Raw genomic sequence first — 20553 nt, 5'->3', positions numbered from 1 at the left:
TAAAGTCACATGAAGCAAACAAACGTCATGCCCGCGGAGGGCAAGTTAGGGATTATGGTCGTTGGTTGCGGCGCAGTCGCTACGACTTTCATGACCGGAGTGTTAATGACACGTAAGGGGCTTGCAAAGCCTGTCGGCTCCATGACCCAATACGATAAGATCCGTGTGGGACGAGGAGCTGCCAAGCAGTATCTTCATTATAAGGACATTGTTCCGCTGGCGGATTTGGAAGATATCGTCTTCGGAACGTGGGACGTCTATCCCCAGAATGCGTATCAGGCTGCAGTATATGCCGAAGTCCTGAAGGCGAAAGATATAGAACCGGTACGTGAGGAACTGATGGCTATCAGGCCGATGAAGGCTGCTTTTGACAGAAACTACGCCAAACGTCTGGATGGTGACAATGTCAAGGACTGTCAGACACGCTGGGATATGGTACTGGAGCTGCAGAAGGACATCCGCAACTTCAAGCAGCAGAACGGCTGTGCGCGTATCGTTGTCATCTGGGCAGCATCTACGGAAATTTATGTTCCTTATGATGAGCAGTATCACAAGACGCTCGGCCAGTTGGAAATGGCCATGAAGTCAGACGACCGTTTGCACATCGCACCGTCCATGTGCTATGCCTATGCGGCACTGGCAGAGGGGTGTCCGTTTGTCATGGGAGCTCCGAACACGACGGTTGACATACCGGCTATGTGGGAGTTGGCAGAGAAGATGCATATGCCGATTGCCGGCAAGGACTTCAAGACGGGGCAGACACTGGTCAAGTCGGGCTTTGCACCCATCATCAAGACCCGCAACCTCGGACTGGCAGGCTGGTTCTCAACCAATATTCTGGGCAACCGTGACGGACTGGTGCTTGACGAACCTGCCAATTTCCATACAAAGGAAGTCAGCAAGCTCTCTACCCTTGAGACCATCTGCAAGGCCGATGACCAGCCCGACCTCTATGGAGACATTTACCATAAAGTGCGTATCAACTATTATCCTCCCCGCAATGACAACAAGGAGGGATGGGACAACATTGATATATTCGGCTGGATGGGATATCCCATGCAGATAAAGATCAACTTCCTCTGCCGCGACTCCATCCTCGCAGCACCGCTGCTTCTCGACCTCGCACTGCTCTCCGATCTTGCGGCACGTGCCGGCCGTTATGGCATCCAGCGGTTTCTGAGCTTCTTCCTCAAAAGCCCTATGCACGATTTCACACGTGGCGAGGAAGCCGTCAACAATCTCTTTGAACAGTACACGATGCTCAAGAATGCCATTCGTGAAATGGGCGGATACGAAGCAGATGAAGAGATTGATTAGAAATCTTCCCTGGCTTCCCGAAAAGCCTCTTTGCCCTCTTGCTGAAGGATGAGAGGCTTCAGGTGCAGGATAACCATTATGGGCTGTCCTGCATTGCTCTAAAACAATGTAAGATATGAATATGTTCTCAAATCTCAATAGACACAACCTCTCCTGCTCCCATTCCGACAGGTCGAAGAAGGAAGGGCGGACATTCATGGGGATACTCTTTTTCGCTCTCCTTTTCCTGTCAGTCTCCTTTACGGCACAGGCGTATACGCTCGACACCTTGTTTGTCAGGACAGACACCTTGCCTGCACACGGTGACTCCCTGTCATTGGACAGAGATTCACTTCTGGCGGGGAACGACTCGATAATGCAGGCCACTGATTCTCTCCTCCTGATGATGGATTCTCTGGCCAAGGTAGCTTCAAAGCCGGTCGTCATGGATAGTACGCTGCTCCAATGTTATGTAGTCGATGCGCAGACGGGAGACAGTATTCCATACGCTAACGCCGTCTATCGGAGTTTGAAAGAAGGTGTGTCGAGTGATGCGGACGGCCATTTCTCCATAGAGCGCAGACCGGGTGAACTGCTTACCGTGACGGCGGTCGGCTACAAACCACGCCGGATAAAGGTTACGTCGAGTACGCCAAGAATGCTTCATGTGACACTTATAGCTGATTCAAGGCAGCTGCAGGGAGTCGTGGTAAAGGCGAAACGCCGCCACAGATATTCCCGGAAGGACAATCCGGCAGTGGAGCTTATGCGGCGTGTCATAGCTGCCAAGAAGCAGACTCATCTGGAGAATCATGATTTTTATCAGTATGACAAGTATCAGAAAGTGACGATGGCAGTCAACGACCTCACACCTGACGAACTTGAAGGCTCCATGTTCAAGAAGGCTCCATGGCTTCTCGACCAGGTAGAGACCTGTCCTTATAACAACAAGCTCATCCTCCCTCTCTCTGTGGACGAGACCCTCACACAGCATATTTACCGCAAGAATCCACGCGATGAAAAAGATATTGTACTGGGTCAGTCTACAAAGGGTATCTCGAAACTTATCCAAACGGGAGAAGCCCTGAACACGATAGTGAAGGATCTCTTCAAGGACATCAATCTCTATGACGACCAGATCGACCTCCTTCAGAAGCGTTTCCCGTCACCGATAGGATCTACTGCCATTTCATTCTATCACTTCTATATTGATGATACCGTTTATGTAAACCAGGACCAGTGCATCCGTCTTCAGTTCATGCCTGCCAATCAGCAGGACTTCGGTTTCCGTGGTGAACTGTATGTGCTGAACGACAGTTCGCTGCACGTGAAAAAGTGTGATATGCAGCTGCCTGCCAACACTGGCGTGAATTTCGTGGATGCCATGAAGTTCGAGCAGGAGTTCACCAAGCTGGGCAATGGCGACTGGGCACTGACGACCGACAATATGATTGCCGAGCTGAAACTGACAGACTTTCTGCAGCGGGCAGTAGTCATACGGACAACCGGTATGACGAACTATGCCTTCAATCCGATTGACGAAAGGCTCTTCAAGGGAAAGGCGAAGATTGCCTATGATGCCAATGCCAAGATGCGTGACGACGAATTCTGGGCGGCACACCGGACAACGCAGCTTACGAAAAGTGAAGCGGGGATGGACTCGTTCATCAAACGGATGGCGAAGACCAGGCACTTCAAGTGGGTCATGTTTGCCTCGAAGGCCCTGATAGAAAACTTCATCGAAACAGGATCGGAGAAAACACCGAGCAAGGTAGACCTCGGCCCGGTCAACACCTTCCTTTCAAAGAACTTTGTCGACGGAATCCGTCTCCGTGCTTCTGCCCGCACCACAGCCAAGTTCAACCCGCATTGGTTCTTCGAGGGGTACTATGCCTACGGTACGAAGTCGCATCGCAACTATTATGATGCCAAGGTGACCTATTCATTCAACAAGCCTGACTATCAGCCTATCGAATTCCCTATCCGGAAAGTATCTGTAGAGCTGAGCAAGGACGTCGAGTCGCCGTCCGATAAATATCTGATACACAACAAGGACAATTTCTTCATGGCATTCCGTCCGGTAAAGGTAGAAAAAATGTATTTCTATAACCGTCAGAAAATTAACTTCATGTGGGAGACGGATTATGGTCTGGCAACCAGTCTTGAACTGCGTACAGAGGTCAATAAGCCGACCGGCAAGCTCATCTATGAGAAGATGGATGGCACGCAGATAGACAGGATGCGCATGACGGAAATAATCCTCGGCCTTGACTTCCGCCCCGGACAGACCTATGTCAACTCAAAGCAGCAGCGTATGGAGGTCAATCTTGATGCGCCGGAATTCAAGGTGACGCACACATTGGGGCTTCGCCACATTCTGGGAGGTAATTTTCACAGCAATCTTACGGAAGTCTCAATCTATAAACGGTTCTGGCTGGGCAGCTGGGGCCACATTGACACCCGGGTGCAGGGAGGCGCGCAATGGAGTAAAGTTCCGTTCCAGTTTCTTATCACGCCGCCTGTCAACACCTCCTATTTCGAGCATCAGGGAACGTTCAACCTCATGCAGAGCCTTGAATTCCTCAACGACCGCTATACTCAATTCAATCTCGCATGGGATCTGGAAGGCAAGCTCTTCAACCGTCTTCCGCTCATCAGAAAGCTGAAGTGGCGTGAATACATGGCTTTCAAGGGTATGTGGGGACATCTGACAGACAAGAACAATCCCTACCTGCCCCAGAATGCCAGTGACCCTGACCTGTATAAGTTCCCGGAAGGAACACGTGTGATGACACACGATCCCTATCTGGAGCTCGTAGTGGGTGTACATAATATCTTCAAGTGTCTGGAGGTTGATTACGTGCGCCGCCTCACCTATACGCACGCTCCGGGTATCTCGAAGAGCGGCATCAGGTTTGGCTTTAACCTGGTGTTCTGATCAGTCTGACACTTTTGTGGGTCCGGCAGAACTACATGGGAATACGGTCCCCGGCCGTTGGGAACATGGTTTCCAGTCGTTGGGAACATTGTTCCCAATGCATCGGGAACAACGTTCCCTGTACTGGGGACTGACTTTTCTCTGTGCAGATAGTAATATCCCTGCCGCCAGATTGTTCCGTGAAATCGGGCAGGCTGTTTGGAGAATATGGATACTTACAGGAAAAGAACGGAATCATATATGTAGGCAGAGGGCTGCATCAATTCCGAAGAATGTATTATAATTTAGAAAATCAAGATGTTCAAGGATATATTGCTGGTCGGGATCGGCAGCTTCGTGGGCGGCAGCCTGAGGATGGTTGTTTCTAAGTTTGTCCAGCTGGCTGTGCCCGGACTTTTCCCCTGGGGAACGCTGGCTGTGAATGTCGTGGGCTGTTTCCTGATAGGTGTCTTTTCGTCACTGTCCGGGGATGAGGGCGGTATGAGCCCTTCTGTCCGTCTTCTGTTTACGACGGGCTTCTGCGGCGGGTTTACAACGTTCTCCACGTTCATGAATGAGAATGTTGCACTGATAGAAGACGGAAATACCTTTCTGCCCTCTGCCCTTTATGTTCTTGCCTCCCTTGCTTTGGGCTTTGTCGCTGTTCTGGCTGGCCGTCAGCTCGTGCTGGTTTTCCGATGACGGATGTTTGTTCAGCTTCGTGAAGTGAAGTAGCTGAGGGCCTGAATATAAGGGAATGATGGGACAGTAGATCTTTCGTGGGGGTAGACTCATTCTGCTTATAAAAAATCTTCTAAAGTTTAGAGTGGCCAGGATGCTGACAATGAGGACAGGATTACCGACTGTTTACTGCAAAAGTTTATTTCTCATTTGCTGTCACTTTTAACATTCTTCACTAATACATTGTCTATTAGTCTGTTATACGTATTTACAGAGTGACAGCAGTGACAGGAAAAAAATCACAGCAGACCAATCACAGGCGCATCTGCCGTGAATGAATGCCAGACTATGTCTTATCCTAAAGTATATTCTTCTGCGGCAGCCTCTTTATTGGGGAATCACGATTATTCAGAAAGCTTACTTTCAGGAGAATTATAATGCTTAACATGATCCGTACTAAGCCTTGACACTATGGGCGTACACCCTCAACACCATTCGTGTTTACCCTCGGCACACTGACAGTAAAGAATCAGTGGAGGTAAATGATAATCCCCATTAATTATCTACTGGTCCGGAATGATGGCTTCCAGGTCTGCAGGTAATGCGGAAAAGGGGGAGTGTCAACACGTATAGACGTATTGACACTCCCCCTTTTCTGTTTTTTTTGTGAAGCGTGCTGTTCCTCTTGCCGTGTGCATGGATGTTCTTTTCGTCAGAACAGCTTGGAAATGCGTGTGGAACTCCCGTCAGCCCTCCCTTCTCATCTGTTCAATCAGTTCTTTCTGATGATCAGTCAGATGGTCCGGCAGCTTCACGTTGTAAGTAATGATGAGGTCGCCGAAGGTACCATCGCCACGGTCATAGCCTTTGCCACGCAGCCGGACTTTCGTACCGCCTTGTGTCAATGGCTTTACCTTCAGTTTGACTTTTTGTCCACCTGATAGCTGGATGATGATCTCACCTCCCAGGAGAGCGGTGTAGAGATCGATGCCGACGTTGGCCTCCATCTGTCCCGGTGCTTGCTGCCTGTATGCCCGTCCGGTGTTGAATCCGGATGAGCGGCGGCGGCTTCCTCCGCCAAAGAGGTCCTGGAAGAAGCTGCTGAAGCCTCCTCCTCCGCTGCCGAAGCTGCTGAAGTCGAATCCGCTGAAAGGATTTCCACCAGCCTGTCCGCCGCTTTGTTCTCCTTGGAATCCGCCAAAGCCGCCGGCCTGTTCGTAGGCTTCGGCATTGCGCCATTGCTCACCGTATTTGTCGTACTTAGCACGCTTTTCCGGATCTCCGATGACTTCAAAAGCCTCACTCAGAGCCTGGAACTTGGCCTTTGCTTTCGGATCGTTGGGGTGCAGGTCGGGGTGGAACTGCTTTGCACGTTTCCTGTAGGCTGCACGTACATCCTTCTGTGGGATGTTCCGGTCTACGCCCAGAATCTTATAGTAGTCTATAAATGCCATAATTCATCCTCCTTGATAGTTGTTTTCTTATATCGCTAAGATAGCAAAGAATGTGCCATTAGTCCATTCTGTCACGGTAATCCTCATAGGTATATTCACGCAGAACCTCCAGCTCGTTGTCCGGATGGAGCAGGGCGATGGCCGGATGGCTGATGCCGTTGAACATGTTTGTCTTCACGGTCGTGTAGTGGAGCATGTCTTCAAAGATAATGTTTTCACCTGCCTGCAGTGCATGGTCGAAGGTCCATGACCCCATCCAGTCGCCGCTCAGGCAGCTGTTTGCCCCCATCCGGTAGGTGTGTTCTCCCTTGGCACTTCCGTCTTCGTCGGCCAGACAGGCGTTGCGGACCGCAGGATGATAAGGCATTTCCAGGCAGTCGGGCATATGGCAGGTGAAACTCACATTCAGGACGGCAGTCTTGATGCCGTGGTCTTCCACCACATCGACAACCTGTGCCACGAGCGGTCCGGTCTGCCAGGCAAAGGCACTCCCGGGTTCGAGTATTACCTTGAGCCAGGGATAACGTCTCTTGAAATCCCTGAGTGTACGGATAAGGCGTGGAACATCGTAGTCCTTCCGTGTCATGAGGTGACCTCCGCCGAAGTTGACCCACTTCAGCTGCGGGAACCATCCTGCGAACTTCTCCTCTATGTGTGCCAGTGTGCGCTCAAAGACATCACTTCCACTCTCGCAATGGCAGTGTACATGGAAGCCGTCTATGTCATCGGGCAGTCTGTCGGGCAGTCTGTCGGATGATATGCCGAAGCGTGTGCCAGGCGCACAGGGATTGTAGATGAGCGTCTCGACCTCTGAATACTCAGGGTTGACACGCAGTCCGAGGCTCAGCCGCTCGTTCTCCAGCCTGGTACGGATGTGGTAACGCTCGTATTGTGTCAGGGAGTTGAAGACGAGGTGGGACGAGCAACGTGCGATCTCATCAATCTCATAATCGGTGTAGCCCGGTGAAAAGGTATGCGTCGGGGCTCCGAATTCCTCGAATCCGAGCCTTGCCTCATAGAGTGATGAAGCTGTTGTCGCCTTGATGTACTCGCGGAAGATGGGAAATGTACGCCACAGAGCGTAGGCCTTGAATGCAAGGATGATTTCAACGCCGGCCTCATTTGCCACATGGGCAATGAGTGCCAGGTTGTCTCTGAGGCGTGCTTCCTCCAGCACATACATAGGACGGGAGAGTTCGTCGTAGGTCAATGGGTTTACTTTCATGTTGCAAATATAAGGAAAAATTTGCAGTTATCGGAAATAATCTCTACCTTTGCAATGCAAATAAAGTAAAGGCATGAAACTGGTCGTCATGACTAAGTCCACGTATTTTGTGGAAGAAGACAAAATCATTAGTATGCTCTTCGAGGAGGGTCTGGATTGTCTCCACATCTCGAAGACAGATACATCCCCACTTTATTTGGAGCGTCTTCTTTCACTTCTGCCTTCTGAATTTCATCACAGAATCATAGTACATCAGCATTTTCACATGAAAGACGAGTTCGCACTGGGCGGTATCCATCTGGACAGTGCAGCTGTGTCTGTGCCCCCTGGTTACCGTGGAACGGTGGGAAGAACGTGTGATGATGTTATGCTGTTGAAGTCGATGAAGAGGCAGTCTGACTATGTTTTCCTGAAGAATATCCATCAGCCCTGCGAGGCAACGGATGACGAGGAAGAGATACTGTCGGGTGCTGAACTGGATGAAGCCGGACACCAGGGACTTCTCGGTCGGCATGTCTATGCGATGGGAGGAGTGACGATGGCGGACCTGGCGGCCTTGCGTACGCTGGGTTTTGGCGGTGTGGTAATCCGTAACGACCTCTGGAACAGGTTCTGCATCCACAGTGAACAGAACTTCAGCCCCGTCATTGAACACTTCCGAAGACTGCGTGCCTTTTGCCAGTAGCAGGCAGAATAAGCGATAGATTTATATACCTTATCAATATAAACAACGAAAAGAAATGAGTGAAAACAACTCTTTTTTGGTATTCTCAGGCACAAAGACGAGATATCTTGCTGAGAAAATCTGTGCCAGCCTCGGCTGTCCACTTGGTAATCTGGTGATGACCCGCTTCTCCGATGGCGAGTTCGTCGTTTCCTACGAGCAGAGCATCCGCGGCAAGGATGTCTTTCTTGTGCAGAGTACCTTCCCCAGCTCGGACAATCTCATGGAGCTTCTCCTGATGATTGATGCTGCCAAGCGTGCCTCTGCACGTCAGATTATCGCCGTCATGCCTTACTTCGGCTGGGCACGTCAGGACCGCAAGGACAAGCCGCGTGTGAGCATCGGTGCAAAGCTGGTAGCCGACCTGCTGGGGGTTGCGGGTATCGACCGTCTGATGACAATGGACCTGCATGCCGACCAGATACAGGGCTTTTTCAATGTTCCTGTCGACCACCTTTATGCCAGCGGCGTGCTGCTCCCTTATGTCCAGAGCCTTCATCTGAAGGACCTCGTCATTGCCAGTCCTGATGTCGGGGGGTCGAAGCGTGCCAATACATACGCCAAGTACCTCGGCTGTCCGCTGGTGCTCTGTAACAAGACGCGTGTCCGTGCCAACGTTGTTGCCACCATGCAGATTATCGGAGACGTGAAAGACAAGAATGTCGTTATCGTTGACGACATGGTTGATACTGCCGGTACCATCGCCAAGGCTGCTGATATTATGAAGGAGGCTGGTGCAAGGAGTGTACGTGCCATTGCTTCCCATTGTGTAATGAGCGGTCCTGCTACCGAGCGCGTGGAGGCTTCTGCGCTGGAGGAGATGGTCTTTACGGATTCTATCCCTTACACAGCCCGTTGTTCAAAGGTAAAGCAGATATCGGTTGCAGATATGTTTGCTGAGACGATCCGGCGTGTCCTCAACAACGAGAGTATCTCCAGTCAGTATCTCATATAAGCGGCAGATTGCTATAGGGTGAAGGTATGATGCTCTATGAAAGGCGTTATGCTGAGAGGAAAGAAACATAAGGCTGTATCAGAAGATTTCTCAGGTGGGACTTCTGATACAGCTTTTTCCTTTCCGGGTCTGTATGCTCTTTTTTCCTCCCTCCCTTTCATTCCCTGTTTCTTACCTATATACTGTCTCATTCATGTTGTTCGGCAGATTCTTTGTCTCAGACGGCATCAGCTCTTGATGTAAGTCAAAAAACGGCGGCTTCGGTGAAATAATTCAGGGAAATGTTTTGCTGTGTACGCAAACAGTAGTACTTTTGCATCGTCGAAAGACAAAATATAGATTGTTTAGGTTAGTAGTAATAGATTTAGGTTTTTAGTTATTTAGTTTAAGGTAGAACAAGAGAGATTGTTCAGGTTTCAAGAAAATAGGTTTAGTTAAAGGTAATCAGAAGATTGATTAAAGGATAACAATGATGCAAGATGATTGGGTGACGCCGTGAGGCGGAAACCCAAAAATCAAGCTCAACGCTCACAGAAATGTGAATGACAAAGGGTCCAGCAAATGATTGCTGGGCCCTTTGTCGATTTCTCCTGTCCATTTTATAGCCTTTTCCTGCTGAACGTACAACAAATGGTGGGTGTTTCAGGTGGAACGCTGACAGGCAAAAGCAGGAGGAGGAGAAGGCTTCTGTTTCCATACTTGGGGATTGGATAAACCCTCGATTCGGATGAGCCTTCTCGAGGAGCTTGTACCTGTTTGTTTTCCGGTCGGGTATTAGTGGCAATGTGACCAAGGTCTGCTTGCTTCCCTCCTGACGTTGCCGACATTGTAAGTAAGCGCCTCTTTTCATTCGTGACCGATCATCGTTTGACAGGCGGAAGACTGCCGGCAGAAATCTGATACACGTATATCGGACTGTCTCTCCCTTGCTTGTCCTGTCTGTCTATTTTGTAGAAGACACCCTCTTCTCCAGGGTCTGCATACGCTCCAGACGCTTTGCGGTTGCCAGAGACCTCGGGCTCAGTCTGCCTTTGAGGTATTCCTCCATGATCAGACCGGCTATCGGCGCAGCCATGTCAGCACCGAATCCACCATGCTCTATGTACACAGCGATTGCGATCTTCGGGCGGTTCATGGGAGCGAATCCGATGAAAGCGGAATGGTCTTTGCCCGCATTCTCGGCTGTCCCGGTCTTTCCGCATACGGGGTAGGAAGTCCTGTTGAGTTCGGTGGCGGTCCCTTTGGTCACAGCCAGCCGCATTCCTGCAACTACCGTGGCATAGGCTTCGGGGGACGCTTGGGTCTGGTGAGGGGTGAGAAAGCGTGCAGGCAAGGGCGTATGGTCTGTATTTTTATGGATGTGCGGCGTGAAGAAGAAGCCCCGGTTGGCTATCGAGGCTGCCAGGTTGCAGAGTTGGAGCGGTGTTGCGGTAATGTCTCCTTGTCCCATACCGGCCCATAGGATGGTCTTCGGCTCCCACCCTGTCTTGTATCGGTGTGTGAGATAGTTTACCCCGGCTATCAGTCCGCCCTTCTCGCCAGGCATATCTATCCCCAGCGGTCCGCCCAGCCCCATGCTTACGAGATAGTCGTGCCATGTGCTGACGGCTTTTTCCTTGGAACCGTACTTATGCCTGTCGTTCAGCATCAGCAGGTATGATTTGAGGAACCATGTGTTGCATGATACGGCCAGAGCCCCTGTCAGCGTTTCCGGCGAGTAGTGAGGATGGCATTTCACCCTGATGTTTCCGTCGCGGAATCCGTTGCGGCAGGCTATCTTTGTATCAGCTTTTACAAGACCTTCGGAAAGAAAGACCAAGGCCTGTGCGGGCTTTATAGTCGATCCGGGAGGATAGGCGGTAGCAATGGCGAGCGCATCGTCGGGACCGTCGGGTGAGTTTGTTACCATGCAGAGAATTTCCCCTGTGGCAGGGTCGACAGCGACTATGCTCCCTGTCTTTCCCTGCATGAGCTCGGTCCCAAGCTGTTGCAGCAGCGGACGGAGCGTCAGCGGGGGGGCTTCGTGGTATTCCTGTGCATACGTACCGCCCGTGACAGAGAGCACGAGAAGCAACAGTAGGGTGCGAAAGGGCATGGTCAGTTTGCTGTCAGATGATTTGCCATTGTTCTTAGAATGATATCCTATAACCATCGTTTACCTTTTTTTCTTAATCTTACAGGCCGGGATGAACTGTCTGGGCGTTCCGTGAAGCCGGGATTCCAGTTCTGTGCTTATAAGCCTGCGGATGCAAAAATACGAATAATAATCCAGGTCTGACCGTATTCTGCCGTCAGTTTATGTTTAATTCACATCCGCCCTGGTAATGGCCTGTTGTCCATGTTCCAGTGGAACTCCCGCCATGTCGGCGTGCTGAAGACTACATCCACCTTTCAAGATAAACTGCGGAATATCCTGTTCCCAAGTGCTTGGGAAGGAGATTCCCGGATATTCGGGAATACTGTTCCCGGTGTCTGGGAATAGTATTCCCGACCGGTCGGGAATGCCATGCTCCGCAGCTGCTTTCACAACTGGATGTCGGCGACTGAGGTTCCGGACATGAATCGGTCAAGGTCCACGTGCCCGTGAATACCGCGGATCTTTCCCTTTTCGGTGAACTGCCAGATGTTATGCCGCCCGGTTCCTTTGACGGCCGGCCGGGCCGGGCTGTATCTGCCAAGAAAAAGGAAGTAGCTGTTGAACCGGGGGGCAAGATGAGAATTATAGAAATTAGCCTGTGAATAGACAAGCGGCTTCTTTCCGAAATTTTTTCGTACCAGCGAGGCGAACATGGCAACGCTGTCCTGCACCTGTCTGCGAGTCCATCCTCTTACGCCTTCACGTTCTACATCAATCATCGGAATCAGATCCTGTCTGTACTTGCGGATTGTATTCAGGAAATGTCGGAACTGTTTACGGACAGGTGTAGACGAAGAGAGGTAGTGATACGATCCGCAGCGCAGCCCTTGCCGGCGTGCGCCCTTGATGTTGCGGTCGTAGTATTCGTCTTTGATGGTTGTCCCCTGCGTTGCCTTGATGTACACGAATCGTATGTTTCTGTCCTTCGCCACTTCTTTCCAGTCAATCCTGCCCTGGTGGTGTGATACGTCGATGCCGTCGTAATGGTGGCGGATACGGTTGGTCGAAGGGCGAAAAAGAATGTGTGCGGCGACTGCTGTACAGAGTGTGAGTGAAAGAAAGATGCTGATGGGGCGTAAGGCGATTTTAAACTTCATTGTCTATCAAAGTGTAACAATTCAGAAAGATTCCGGTGAATCCGGTATCCTGTCCGGACTCTGTGAGTCGGCTGCAAAATTACCATATTTTTCCTGAACAAACTTATAAAAATCCGATAATAATCATTATCTTTGCAACGTAATTACATCTCGATACGATTATCAATGAGTAGACAGGACATCACCCAGCAGCTCATCCGGACTGTGGACGAGCTCTCGGAGCCGAAAGCACTGCAAGGTCTTTTCCATGAACACCGTGAAGGAGATCCCTTGCCGTCGGCAAAGGAGCTTGAGGAGATTATCGACCTTTCACGTTCTATCCTTTTCCCAGGGTTTTACGGAAAGTCGTCTGTCAATATCGAGACCATCAAATATCAGATAGGTGTTAGCGTGGAGCGGCTGCACAAGCTGCTCAGCCGTCAGGTTATGGCAGGACTGTGTTTCGACGAGGACTGCCACTGTCCGAATGCTGATGATATGCGGCGGTGTATGCAGGAGGAAGCAGATATGATTGCAGAACGTGTCATTGCAAAGTTCCCGACCATACGCAAGATACTTTCAACTGACATACAGGCAGCCTTTGACGGTGACCCGGCGGCTGCCAACCAGGGAGAAGTCATATCCTGCTATCCTGCCATCAAGGCCATCATCAATTATCGGCTGGCGCATGAACTGGTAATGGAGGATGTTCCGCTCATTCCGCGTATGATAACCGAAATGGCGCATTCAGAGACGGGCATCGACATCCATCCCGCCGCGGCAATCGGTACGCATTTCACAATCGACCACGGTACAGGTGTCGTCATCGGTGCGACGTGTGTCATTGGCAATCATGTGAAACTTTATCAGGGAGTGACTCTGGGGGCCAGGAGCTTTCCGCTCGACAAGGACGGAAAGCCCATCAAAGGCATTCCACGCCATCCGATTCTGCAGGACGATGTCATCGTCTATGCCAATGCTACCGTTCTCGGCCGTGTCACGATTGGAAGAGGATGTGTTATCGGTGCCAATGTATGGGTTACCCGGGATATGCGTCCCCGCTCGAAGAAGTACAGGCAGAGCAAGACAGATATACTGGATACCGACTTCGAAGGCGGCGGCGGGATATAGTCACCGTTCATCATCGCCTGTCATTGCTTATAAATCACAATCACATAAATGCAAGAATTTGAACTCATCGCCAAAACCTTCATGGGTTTGGAGCAAGTATTAGCAAAAGAGCTGACACAGTTAGGTGCCAACAACGTACAGATAGGACGCCGCATGGTATCGTTCACCGGCGACAAGGAAATGATGTATCGTGCCAACTTCCAGCTGCACACGGCTATCCGAGTCCTTAAGCCTATCGCACACTTCAAGGCGAAGAGTGCTGAGGATATGTACGAGGAAGTGAAGAAAATAGACTGGAGCAAGTATATCCTCAGCGGCAAGACGTTTTCTGTCGATTCTGTTGTCTATTCCGAAGAGTTCACCAACTCGCGCTTCGTCACCTACAAGGTGAAGGATGCTATTGTCGACCAGTTCCGTGAGCGTGTGGGCACACGCCCCAATATTTCTGTCAGCAATCCTGATATCCGCCTGAACATCCACGTGGCAGAGGACGATGCGACGTTGTCGCTGGACTCGAGCGGTGAGTCGCTGCACCGGCGCGGTTACCGACAGGAAAGTGTCGAGGCTCCGCTGAATGAGGTGCTGGCTGCAGGTATGATCCTGATGACGGGATGGACGGGCGAAACGGACTTCATCGACCCTATGTGCGGGTCGGGAACACTGCCTGTTGAAGCAGCATTGATAGCCCGGAATATCTCGCCGGGCGTGTTCCGCAAGGAGTTCGCCTTTGAGAAATGGCCCGATTTCGACCAGGAACTGTTCGATATGATTTATAATGACGACTCGCAGGAACGTGAGTTCACCCATCATATCTATGGTTACGATACTGACATGAAAGCCGTGAATACGGCACGTATGAATGTGGCTGCAGCCGGTCTGTCACGGGATGTGACCATCGAACAGCTGGATTTCAAGGACTTCACGCAGCCGAAGGAAAAGAGCATCATGGTGATGAATCCACCTTATGGAGAACGCATCTCTACACCGAACCTTCTCGGTACCTACAAGATGATCGGGGAACGGCTGAAGCATCAGTTCATAGGCAATGAGGCGTGGATTCTGTCCTACCGGGAGGAATGCTTCCGACAGATTGGGCTGAAACCCAGCATCAAGATACCAGTCTATAACGGATCTCTGGAGTGCGAGTTTCGCCGCTATCAGATGTTTGACGGAAAGATGAGCAGCTTCCGTCATGAGGGCGGAGTTGTGAAGACCGAAGATGAGAAGCGGGAGATGGCGCAGAAACACCGTTTCAAGAAAGAACGCGAGTTCAAGAAACGGCTTGAAGAGAACGAAGAGAATGCGGAGACTGATATCCGTTCATTCACTTTCCACAGCCTGGAACGCAATAAATTCAACGGCGGCAAGTTCCGTGAAGACCATGAACGTCGGCCTCGCTTCGGACGTGATGACGATGACCGCAGACGCTCTTCCAGACGCATTGACGACCGCAGACGTTCGTTCAGACGTGCGGACGACCGGAGGTCTGGTGGAAAACGGTTTGATAAATCTAACAAGCGCGGAGGATTCCGTGGTAAAAACACGTATAAACATGAAGATTAAATCTTTTCTCGGTCTCGTGGGGCTTTGTACCCTGATGGGACTTGTCCGTCCTACTGGAAGTATGGCACAAAAACAGTTTACACTGGAGGATTTGAACTTTGGCGGTACCAACTTCTACAAGATGCGCCCCGAAGCACGTTATCTTACGTGGTGGGGCGGGAAACTGGTACGGCAGGATCTGAACAGCTGCTTGCTGGTTGATCCGGTGAGTGGCAGAGAGAAACAGCTCTTCTCGTTGGATGAGCTGAACAGATGGGCCGGGTTGGAAAAGTCGGACGAGGTCGTCCGCCATCTCTATGCGGCCGAGTTCCCGTATGCCGACCGTCCGGTTGTGCTTGTGCAGAACGGCAGGGAGGACTTATATGTAAACTTCAAGACACACAGGCTTGAGCAGCGGTCGGACCGACCGGCCGGCTTGCAGGCTCGTCTGTGGAACAGCCAGTCTGGGGCTACGGCTTACGTTGCAGATAACCAGCTCTTTGTCACTGATGCAAAGGGACAGAAACGTCAGCTGACGACGGACGGATCACGCAATATCGTTTACGGACAAAGTGTCCACCGGGACGAGTTCGGTATCAGCGGCGGGCTCTATTGGAGTCCGAAAGGAAACCGGCTGGCTTTCTATCGCATGGACCAGAGTATGGTCGCTGACTATCCTCTTGTGGACATTCCGGAACTTGACTGGAAACCGGAGAAGGGCGAATCGCGCGCTGCCAAGGCTGCACCAATCAAGTATCCCATGGCGGGTGAGACATCCCACAAGGTCACAGTCGGCGTATATGACCTGACTACAGGAAAGACGGTTTACCTTCAAGCCGGTGACCCGACTGACCGCTATTTCACTAACATCGCATGGAGTCCTGATGAGAAAACGGTCTATATGTTTGAAGTCAACCGTGACCAGAATGATTGCCGGCTGGTATCGTATGATGCCGTAACTGGTGCTAAGCTGAAGGAACTCTACCGTGAAACGGATGCGAAATATGTAGAACCCTGTCATCCTATCCAGTTCCTTCCGTGGAATGAGAACGAGTTTGTCCTGCAGAGCCAGAAGGATGGTTATAACCATCTTTACCTCTTCAATAAAGACGGACGGCTGATCAGGCAGATTACCAGTGGCAAGTGGGTAGTCATGGATATCCTTGGTTTCAATGCAAAGCAGAAGGGGATTATCTATGTTTCCAATGAGTGTAATCCCATCCAGCGCAATGCGTGGCTTGTCAATGTGGCGACAGGAAAACGGACGCTGCTTGACAACGGCCGCGGCTGCCACTATCCAAAGCTGAGCAAGGATGGCAGTGTACTTATGGATAGTTACAGCGAGCCGGATGTCCCTCACAAGTACGAAGTCGTCACGCTGAATGGAAGACCGCAGCGTCATGATTATTTCACATCTGCTGACCCGTGGAAGGAATATAACGTACCGGAATATACAAGCGGGTCGATAAAGGCGGCTGACGGAAAGACTGACCTGTACTGGCGGATGGTGAAGCCGGTAGGATTTGATCCGAACAAGAAGTACCCGACGGTCATCTATGTGTATGGCGGGCCGCATGCTCATAATGTGGAGGCTTCATGGCACTGGGGGGCACGCGGATGGGAAACCTATATGGCACAGAAAGGTTATCTGCTCTTCATTCTTGACAACCGTGGAAGCGAACACCGTGGAAAGGAGTTTGAACAGGCTACGTTCCGTCATCTCGGGCAGGAAGAGATGAAAGACCAGATGGAAGGTGTGAAGTATCTGAAGTCTCTTCCATACGTTGACAAGGACCGCATCGGTGTACATGGATGGTCGTTCGGCGGATACATGACAATCTCACTGATTACCAACTATCCGGATGTCTTCAAAGTAGCAGTTGCCGGCGGCCCGGTCATTGACTGGAAATGGTATGAGGTCATGTATGGAGAACGCTATATGGACACACCGCAGACAAATCCGGATGGCTATGCCCAGACTTCACTCCTTCAGAAAGCAAAGAATCTCAAGGGGAAACTCCAGATCATTATTGGTCTGAACGATCCGGTGGTCGTGCCCCAGCATGCTTATTCTTTCCTGAAGGCCTGTATTGCGGCCGGTACGCAGCCTGATTTCTACGTTTATCCTGGTGAACCTCATAATATGCGCGGGCATCAGAGTGTACATCTGCATGAGCGTATCACACAGTATTTCGAGGATTATCTGGTTTCTCCCAGCTCCTCCGGGAAGAGGAAAGTCCAATAGAGCTTGATGTTTACGCCTTTTCAGGGAGCTGTTTTTTCTGAGACAGCGGCAGGAAGGCTACTTTATATACAATAACCATCAATACATACCCACGTGCAGCAGGTCTGTCCCCCTCCTTTCGGAGGGGGTGGGTGGGAGGCATTATGAACATATTACTTTTAGGCAGTGGCGGTCGTGAACACGCCTTGGCATGGAAGATTGCACAGAGTGCAAAGTGTAGCAAACTCTTCATCGCACCAGGCAATGCCGGTACGGAAGCAGTCGGTGAGAATGTCGCAATCGCAGTAGACGACTTCGACAACCTCAAGAATTTTGCCGTTGAGAAAAAGGTCGACATGATTGTCGTCGGCCCCGAAGATCCGCTGGTAAAGGGTGTCTACGATATCTTTAAGGAAGATGAGCGTACGGCCTGTATTCCTGTTATCGGCCCTTCCAAGGCAGGTGCGGTACTGGAAGGCTCCAAGGATTTTGCCAAGTCGTTCATGAAACGCCATCATATTCCGACTGCAGCCTATGAGACTTTCGACGGGACAACCATAGAGGAAGGCATGAAATTCCTCGAAACGCTCAAGGCTCCGTATGTATTGAAGGCAGACGGACTGGCTGCCGGGAAGGGTGTGCTCATTGTGCCGACACTTGAAGAAGCCAAGAAAGAGCTGCGTGAGATGCTCGGGGGGATGTTCGGCAATGCTTCAGCAAAGGTCGTCATTGAGGAATTCCTTTCTGGTATCGAATGCTCGGTATTTGTTCTTACCGACGGCACGCATTATCAGATTCTGCCAGAAGCAAAGGACTACAAGCGTATCGGTGAACACGACACAGGGCTGAATACAGGCGGTATGGGCAGCGTCTCTCCTGTTCCTTTTGCCACTAAGGAATGGATGGAAAAGGTAGAAGAACGCATTATCCGTCCTACAGTTGAAGGTCTTAAGGAAGAGGGAATTGATTACAAAGGATTCATTTTCTTCGGCTTGATCAATGTGAATGGCGAGCCGATGGTCATCGAATACAATTGCCGGATGGGCGACCCCGAGACTGAAAGTGTCATGCTGCGTCTGAAGAGCGACCTTGTAGACCTCTTGGAAGGTGTCGCAGAGGGAAACCTCGACCAGCGGAAAGTTGAGTTCGACAGGCGTTCTGCTGTCTGTGTCATGCTTGTCAGCGGTGGTTATCCAGAGAACTATGTGAAGGGTTATCCTATATCGGGACTTGACAAGGTTGATGGAGCTGTTGTCTTTCACAGCGGTACGGTGCTGAAAGACGGACAGGTCGTTACCGCCGGAGGCCGTGTCATCGCCGTGTCTTCTTATGGTGAGGACAAAGAGGAAGCACTCCAGAAGAGCTTTGCCGAGGCACAGAAGATCGTCTTCAAGGATAAATATTTCAGAAGTGACATCGGCCAGGACCTGTAGTATTCTCCACCCATCATTATTTGTCCCCGCCAGTGTATCCTTTCTTATGAGGACGTTGGCGAGGCTTCCTATCACCTGTCAATGCAAAAGAAACGTCTTCAAAATAAAATAGCTGAAAGCCGCTGGACGCAAGTGTATGTCGTCACAGCGGCTGCTCTTGTATGGATTGTTGCAGGATTACACAATCCGGCGGTAATCGTACCTGGCATCTGCCTCCTGTTGTCCACCTATCTTATGATGGAATTGAACAACGGCAATGCGCTCATCCGTATCTACAGCCGGATGGTGTCCTGTGCGTTTCTGGTGTTCACTACGATGGCCGTGTTCATTTTTCCGTCTGTCCGGTCAGCCATTGTCATGCTCGGCATGGTGGGTTACTATACCCTTGCCTTCCGCTGCTACCAGGACACGCATGCACCGGGCTGGACGTTCTATGCTTATTTCTGTATCGGCATGGTGAGCATTGTCTGGGTGCAGATTCTTTTCTTTCTTCCAGTCTTCTGGATAGTCATGCGAACCAATCTCCTTGCATTAAGTATCCGTAATTTTTTTGCATCAGTCCTTGGAGTCATGCTTCCTTACTGGTTCTTTGCGGGTTATCTGGCTGCCAAAGGAGACATTTCCGTTCTTGCAGACCACTTCACCCAGCTTGCAGTGTTTGGTGAACCATTATTCTTTAATTCTCTGAACATGAGCCAGATAGTAATAGCTCTTTTTGTGTTGATATGTGCTGCAATCGGAATTGTCCACTTCTTGAACCAGAAGCATAATGACAGTATCCGCACACGTCTTTTCTATCAGATTTTCATCACCATCGATCTTTCCGCAGCCGTATTTCTGTTTCTTCAGCCCAGACACTATGAAGCTTTGCTGAGTATGTTGATTGTGACAACAGCACCGCTGATTGCACATTTCTTCGCTCTGACGCATACCCGCCTCACCAACTGGATATTCATTCTCCTTTCTTATGCGGCCGTCATCATTATGCTTGTCAATTTATGGACGTTCTTACACACCTCCTTTTAGATTATGGCTACTGGGGAATGCTGCTGTCGGCATTTCTTGCCGGGAGCTTCTTTCCGTTCAGCAGTGAGGCTGTCATGCTCGGCCTTCTGGCTGCCGGTCTCGATCCGGTGTTGTTGCTTGTTTACGGCAGTATCGGTAATGTGATGGGGGGAATGTTCAACTATGGTCTTGGCAGGCTTGGCAAGCTGGAGTGGCTTGAGCGTTATTTTCATGTGAAGAAAACGTCCATCGACAGAGCTTACCGCTTTATGGGCGGGCATGGTGCCTGGATGGGCTTTTTTGCCTTTCTCCCCATTCTCGGGAGTGCCATAACGATTGTGCTGGGACTTACACGTGCCAATATTCTACTGTCGGTTCTCAGTATCACAATCGGGAAAGTGCTGCGCTACGCTGTACTTATATGGGGAGCTGATTTCTTTTTCTAAAGCCTTTCAAAACGGAAGATACTTTCAACGACAATTAGAAATAAGTTCTTGAACCCGTCAGCCAAGTTTAAAAGCAAGACGAAAAGCAGTCAACTGAAAAACATTAAACTGTAATTTATGATAATTCCCAACTGTCTGGGAATCGTAGTCCCAGGTGTTGGGAACATCTCTCCCAAGTATTTGGGAACATTGTTCCCAAGCGTTTGGGAAAACAGACAGGAATCAGTTGTCCATTATGGATTTCTGCTATATTCCTAATAAATAAGGATTGTGCATTAGTTTTTTTCTTCTTACCTTTGCAGAAACC

At 50.4% G+C, this 20553-nt stretch carries 16 protein-coding genes; 11 read left to right on the top strand and 5 right to left on the bottom strand.

Annotation, left to right across the window (positions count from 1 at the left end):
* The first annotated feature begins 9 nt into the window (after positions 1-9).
* From DYH27_RS04650 to crcB, 3 genes are all read left to right on the top strand, one after another.
* Complete coding sequence (locus tag DYH27_RS04650; RefSeq protein ID WP_029216385.1) at positions 10-1317, top strand: inositol-3-phosphate synthase; 1308 nt, start codon at positions 10-12, stop codon at positions 1315-1317.
* A gap of 115 nt (positions 1318-1432) precedes the next feature.
* The gene (locus tag DYH27_RS04645; protein ID WP_029216384.1) at positions 1433-4234 is read left to right on the top strand and encodes a DUF5686 and carboxypeptidase-like regulatory domain-containing protein; all 2802 of its coding nucleotides are present in this window, start codon (positions 1433-1435) and stop codon (positions 4232-4234) included.
* A gap of 297 nt (positions 4235-4531) precedes the next feature.
* Positions 4532-4915: a fluoride efflux transporter CrcB gene (gene crcB / locus DYH27_RS04640; protein ID WP_013671252.1), complete on the top strand. Its 384-nt coding sequence runs from the start codon at positions 4532-4534 to the stop codon at positions 4913-4915.
* Positions 4916-5640: 725 nt separating this feature from the next.
* On the opposite strand, the gene DYH27_RS04635 is transcribed toward crcB, so the two are convergent.
* Both DYH27_RS04635 and nspC read right to left on the bottom strand, forming a co-directional pair.
* Positions 5641-6348, bottom strand: a complete 708-nt coding sequence (locus tag DYH27_RS04635) for a DnaJ domain-containing protein (protein ID WP_004354508.1) — start codon at positions 6346-6348, stop codon at positions 5641-5643.
* A 58-nt stretch (positions 6349-6406) separates the two neighbouring features.
* Positions 6407-7573, bottom strand: a complete 1167-nt coding sequence (gene nspC, locus DYH27_RS04630) for a carboxynorspermidine decarboxylase (RefSeq protein ID WP_025068290.1) — start codon at positions 7571-7573, stop codon at positions 6407-6409.
* 73 nt (positions 7574-7646) lie between these two features.
* Here nspC and DYH27_RS04625 point away from each other — a divergent pair, with 73 nt between their 5' ends.
* Both DYH27_RS04625 and DYH27_RS04620 read left to right on the top strand, forming a co-directional pair.
* On the top strand, positions 7647-8258 hold the full coding sequence (locus tag DYH27_RS04625) for a thiamine-phosphate pyrophosphorylase (RefSeq protein WP_029216641.1): 612 nt from the start codon (positions 7647-7649) through the stop codon (positions 8256-8258).
* 55 nt (positions 8259-8313) lie between these two features.
* Positions 8314-9252, top strand: a complete 939-nt coding sequence (locus tag DYH27_RS04620) for a ribose-phosphate pyrophosphokinase (RefSeq protein ID WP_025068289.1) — start codon at positions 8314-8316, stop codon at positions 9250-9252.
* An 11-nt stretch (positions 9253-9263) separates the two neighbouring features.
* Here the strand turns inward: DYH27_RS04620 and DYH27_RS13370 are convergent, their stop codons facing one another.
* The 3 genes from DYH27_RS13370 to DYH27_RS04605 all read right to left on the bottom strand — a co-directional run bounded on the left by DYH27_RS13370 (position 9264) and on the right by DYH27_RS04605 (position 12486).
* Entirely contained in the window at positions 9264-9443 is a 180-nt protein-coding gene (locus tag DYH27_RS13370; RefSeq protein WP_162163064.1) for a hypothetical protein, read from the bottom strand.
* A gap of 752 nt (positions 9444-10195) precedes the next feature.
* A complete protein-coding gene (locus DYH27_RS04615; RefSeq protein WP_029216640.1) occupies positions 10196-11404 on the bottom strand; it encodes a penicillin-binding transpeptidase domain-containing protein in 1209 nt (402 codons plus the stop codon).
* 371 nt (positions 11405-11775) lie between these two features.
* Positions 11776-12486, bottom strand: a complete 711-nt coding sequence (locus DYH27_RS04605; RefSeq protein ID WP_025068287.1) for a glycoside hydrolase family 25 protein — start codon at positions 12484-12486, stop codon at positions 11776-11778.
* Positions 12487-12651: 165 nt separating this feature from the next.
* Between DYH27_RS04605 and DYH27_RS04600 the strand changes: the two genes are divergently transcribed.
* From DYH27_RS04600 to DYH27_RS04575, 6 genes are all read left to right on the top strand, one after another.
* On the top strand, positions 12652-13596 hold the full coding sequence (locus DYH27_RS04600) for a serine O-acetyltransferase (RefSeq protein WP_025068286.1): 945 nt from the start codon (positions 12652-12654) through the stop codon (positions 13594-13596).
* A 48-nt stretch (positions 13597-13644) separates the two neighbouring features.
* Entirely contained in the window at positions 13645-15159 is a 1515-nt protein-coding gene (locus DYH27_RS04595; protein WP_029216639.1) for a THUMP domain-containing class I SAM-dependent RNA methyltransferase, read from the top strand.
* A complete protein-coding gene (locus DYH27_RS04590) occupies positions 15149-17383 on the top strand; it encodes a S9 family peptidase (protein WP_025068285.1) in 2235 nt (744 codons plus the stop codon). The genes DYH27_RS04595 and DYH27_RS04590 overlap by 11 nt, the downstream gene beginning before the upstream one ends.
* Positions 17384-17526: 143 nt before the next feature.
* Positions 17527-18795, top strand: a complete 1269-nt coding sequence (purD, locus tag DYH27_RS04585; RefSeq protein ID WP_025068284.1) for a phosphoribosylamine--glycine ligase — start codon at positions 17527-17529, stop codon at positions 18793-18795.
* 81 nt (positions 18796-18876) lie between these two features.
* Complete coding sequence (locus DYH27_RS04580) at positions 18877-19821, top strand: hypothetical protein (RefSeq protein ID WP_029216638.1); 945 nt, start codon at positions 18877-18879, stop codon at positions 19819-19821.
* Entirely contained in the window at positions 19794-20246 is a 453-nt protein-coding gene (locus tag DYH27_RS04575; protein ID WP_004354502.1) for a YqaA family protein, read from the top strand. Before DYH27_RS04580 ends, DYH27_RS04575 begins: the two co-directional genes overlap by 28 nt.
* Positions 20247-20553 lie beyond the last annotated feature (307 nt).

The organism is Prevotella denticola (genome assembly GCF_900454835.1).
In the GTDB taxonomy this organism is placed as follows: Bacteria; Bacteroidota; Bacteroidia; order Bacteroidales; family Bacteroidaceae; genus Prevotella; species Prevotella denticola.
The sequence above is the reverse complement of the archived record's forward strand: the minus strand, read 5'-3'. Positions and strand labels throughout refer to the sequence as shown.

Bases quoted from the DNA above. Each gene is read 5' to 3' on its own strand.
- DYH27_RS04650 (WP_029216385.1), top strand. From the start codon at position 10: ATGAAGCAAACAAACGTCATGCCCGCGGAGGGCAAGTTAGGGATTATG.
- DYH27_RS04645 (WP_029216384.1), top strand. From the start codon at position 1,433: ATGAATATGTTCTCAAATCTCAATAGACACAACCTCTCCTGCTCCCAT.
- crcB (WP_013671252.1), top strand. From the start codon at position 4,532: ATGTTCAAGGATATATTGCTGGTCGGGATCGGCAGCTTCGTGGGCGGC.
- DYH27_RS04635 (WP_004354508.1), bottom strand. From the start codon at position 6,348: ATGGCATTTATAGACTACTATAAGATTCTGGGCGTAGACCGGAACATC.
- nspC (WP_025068290.1), bottom strand. From the start codon at position 7,573: ATGAAAGTAAACCCATTGACCTACGACGAACTCTCCCGTCCTATGTAT.
- DYH27_RS04625 (WP_029216641.1), top strand. From the start codon at position 7,647: ATGAAACTGGTCGTCATGACTAAGTCCACGTATTTTGTGGAAGAAGAC.
- DYH27_RS04620 (WP_025068289.1), top strand. From the start codon at position 8,314: ATGAGTGAAAACAACTCTTTTTTGGTATTCTCAGGCACAAAGACGAGA.
- DYH27_RS13370 (WP_162163064.1), bottom strand. From the start codon at position 9,443: ATGAGACAGTATATAGGTAAGAAACAGGGAATGAAAGGGAGGGAGGAA.
- DYH27_RS04615 (WP_029216640.1), bottom strand. From the start codon at position 11,404: ATGGTTATAGGATATCATTCTAAGAACAATGGCAAATCATCTGACAGC.
- DYH27_RS04605 (WP_025068287.1), bottom strand. From the start codon at position 12,486: ATGAAGTTTAAAATCGCCTTACGCCCCATCAGCATCTTTCTTTCACTC.
- DYH27_RS04600 (WP_025068286.1), top strand. From the start codon at position 12,652: ATGAGTAGACAGGACATCACCCAGCAGCTCATCCGGACTGTGGACGAG.
- DYH27_RS04595 (WP_029216639.1), top strand. From the start codon at position 13,645: ATGCAAGAATTTGAACTCATCGCCAAAACCTTCATGGGTTTGGAGCAA.
- DYH27_RS04590 (WP_025068285.1), top strand. From the start codon at position 15,149: ATGAAGATTAAATCTTTTCTCGGTCTCGTGGGGCTTTGTACCCTGATG.
- purD (WP_025068284.1), top strand. From the start codon at position 17,527: ATGAACATATTACTTTTAGGCAGTGGCGGTCGTGAACACGCCTTGGCA.
- DYH27_RS04580 (WP_029216638.1), top strand. From the start codon at position 18,877: ATGCAAAAGAAACGTCTTCAAAATAAAATAGCTGAAAGCCGCTGGACG.
- DYH27_RS04575 (WP_004354502.1), top strand. From the start codon at position 19,794: ATGGACGTTCTTACACACCTCCTTTTAGATTATGGCTACTGGGGAATG.